The sequence below is a fragment of the Pseudomonas sp. HMSC066A08 genome (assembly GCF_001813025.1).
In the GTDB taxonomy this organism is placed as follows: domain Bacteria; phylum Pseudomonadota; class Gammaproteobacteria; order Pseudomonadales; family Pseudomonadaceae; genus Pseudomonas; species Pseudomonas aeruginosa.
This window is the reverse complement of sequence record NZ_KV811325.1, coordinates 1-416: the sequence shown is the minus strand read 5'-3', so window position 1 is coordinate 416 and position 416 is coordinate 1. Positions and strand designations below refer to the sequence as shown.

Sequence of the window (416 nt, the reverse complement as noted above, 5' to 3'; positions counted from 1 at the left end):
GGAACGAGCTGACGCACCCTCAATACAGCGGGCTGAGTGTGGCCGAAGTGCTGGAGTTGGAGCGCGCTGAACTGATGCCTGTGCCAGCGCCATTCGACGGTTACGTCGAGCGGCCTGCGCGGGTCTCCAGCACCTGCCTGGTCAGTGTCGGGCGCAACCGTTACTCGGTGCCGTGTGAGTACGCGGGTAAGTGGGTCAGCAGCCGTTTGTATCCGACGCGAATCGAGGTGGTGGCTGACGACGCGCTGATCGCCAGCCATGTCCGCTTGCTGGATCGCGACCAGGTCAGCTATGACTGGGGCGAATAGAGAAAACGGAAAAAATCGTACGCTAAGGTTTTCCGGGCAACCGTAGCGGCCTGAACTTCCCGTCTTCAAGCCGACGGCTCTGCCGCCAGACGTAATCGCCGGTTAGGT

1 pseudogene is annotated in these 416 nt (G+C 61.3%); it reads left to right on the top strand.

The window, feature by feature from the left end:
• A pseudogene (locus HMPREF2886_RS21690) lies at window positions 1-299 on the top strand (IS21 family transposase); the annotation flags it as partial.
• Window positions 300-416: the final 117 nt, after the last annotated feature.